Here is a 1,742-nt window from a genome sequence, read left to right as displayed (position 1 = left end):
GAGTTCGGCGTCGTATTTCTCGCGGAAGTGCCGCAGACTCTCCTCGGCGCTTTCCAGCACCAGGTTCATGTGGTTGAGGCGGCGCGGCCGGATGGTGGTGGCCAAGACGGGCTCCAGTGCTCGAGCGCTTGCCGCTAGAGCGGATTCCGCTCAGTCTGGGTCATAGCCGCACGAGCTGAAGTAGTTGGCGCACTCGTGGGGTTTGAATAGGTCGACGAGCTTGCCGATGAGGTCCCACAGGCCCGAGACGGTGCGCTCACCCGCTTTGCGCAACAGTGCCTTGAGCTTGGCGAAGGCCTTCTCGATCGGATTGAAGTCCGGGCTGTAGGGCGGGAGGAACAGCAGCTTCGCGCCGGCCCGTTCGACCAGCTCACGCACCGCCGCACGCTTGTGGCTCGAGAGGTTGTCCATCACGACGATGTCGCCGCGGCGCAGCTCGGGGACGAGCACCTTGGCGACGTAGGCCTCGAACCACTCGCCGTTGATCGGCCCGTCGAGCACCATCGGCGCGACCATGCCGGTGGTACGCAGCCCGGCGACCAGCGTCGTCGTCTTACGGTGGCCGTGAGGGAAGCCCATCCGAAGCCGCTCGCCGCGGAGGCAGCGCCCGTGGCTGCGGGTCATGTTGGTCGCGGTCCAGGTTTCGTCGATGAAGACGAGCCGCTCAGGATCGAGGTCGAGCTGACCATCGAACCAGGCCTCTCGCTGGCTCCGGACATCCGGGCGGTCCTGCTCGCTCGCGTGCCCGACCTTTTTTTGCGCGTAATCCCGTGCCTCGTGAAGAATCGGTGCAGCGTCGAGATCGCCACGCTCACTCCGGTACCGGCGAGTTCCCGGCGGAGTTCGTCGAGCGTGATGTCGCGGCGCGCCTCGTAGAGCGCGATGATCCTCTGCCGGTACACCTCGATCCGGTGCGAGCGCGTGTCACCGCCCTGCGGCTTGGGATTGCAATGACCCTGCCGCCGTCGCTGGTCATGCCAGCGGATCACCGTCGCTGGCGCCACCCCGAAGCGCGTCGCCGCACCCCGGCAGCTCATACCTTGATCAACCGCGGCCAGTGCCCTCGACCGCAAGTCCATCGATAGCGGTTTGCCCATCCATGCTGACCTCCATCCAGCCAGCATCATGAATCAGACCGTCGGCTCAGAAGGAATCTCCCGGCGATTCACGCCGGTGGAAAACCGCTCTAGATCAAAGGCGCGTCGGGGTATTGCCCGATTGTGATGGCGCTGGAGCGGCCGCTTAATTGCCCTCATGCTTGGGCCGCTTACGCCTCCGGTCGGCGCTTTGCGAAGGGCTCACGTCCCGGTGGCCGCCCCTGTGCCACGGGCCCCGGTTCACCATGACCGATCCCTCCGGTCAGTTTGGATCGTCTCCACGCAAGGTGATACGTCATGCACATAGCCCGGCGAAGCGCGGCAGAGGCACTCGGCACGTTCTGGCTGGTGTTCGGCGGATGCGGCAGCGCCGTGCTGGCGGCAGGTTTCCCCGACGTGGGGATCGGACTGCTCGGGGTTTCGCTTGCCTTCGGCCTGACCGTGCTCACGATGGCCTACTCGCTGGGCCATATCTCGGGATGCCACCTCAATCCTGCCGTCACCGTGGGGCTTTGGGCCGGCGGGCGGTTTCCGGCAAAGGACATTCCGGCCTATATCGCCGCCCAGGTCGCGGGGGCGATCGTGGCCGCCGCCTTGCTTTTGGTCATCGCCCACGGACAGGCGGGGTTCGACCTGGCACAGTCC

2 protein-coding genes are annotated in these 1,742 nt (G+C 65.9%); one reads left to right on the top strand and one right to left on the bottom strand.

Going from position 1 to position 1,742, the window contains the following annotated elements; all coding sequences use genetic code 11:
- Positions 1-150: 150 nt before the first annotated feature.
- Positions 151-1,097 (bottom strand): IS630 family transposase gene (locus VFQ05_06370; GenBank protein ID HET9326377.1). Its coding sequence is split into 2 segments (ribosomal slippage): positions 151-749 and positions 749-1,097, totalling 948 coding nucleotides; the frame shifts between segments, so codons are not numbered across the junction.
- A gap of 297 nt (positions 1,098-1,394) precedes the next feature.
- On the opposite strand from VFQ05_06370, the gene VFQ05_06365 reads away from it, so the two are divergent.
- A partial coding sequence (locus tag VFQ05_06365) for an aquaporin (protein ID HET9326376.1) occupies positions 1,395-1,742 on the top strand: 348 nt, incomplete at its 3' end.

The organism is Candidatus Eisenbacteria bacterium, assembly GCA_035712145.1.
Lineage (GTDB): Bacteria > Eisenbacteria > RBG-16-71-46 > RBG-16-71-46 > RBG-16-71-46 > DASTBI01.
The sequence above is the reverse complement of the archived record's forward strand: the minus strand, read 5'-3'. Positions and strand labels throughout refer to the sequence as shown.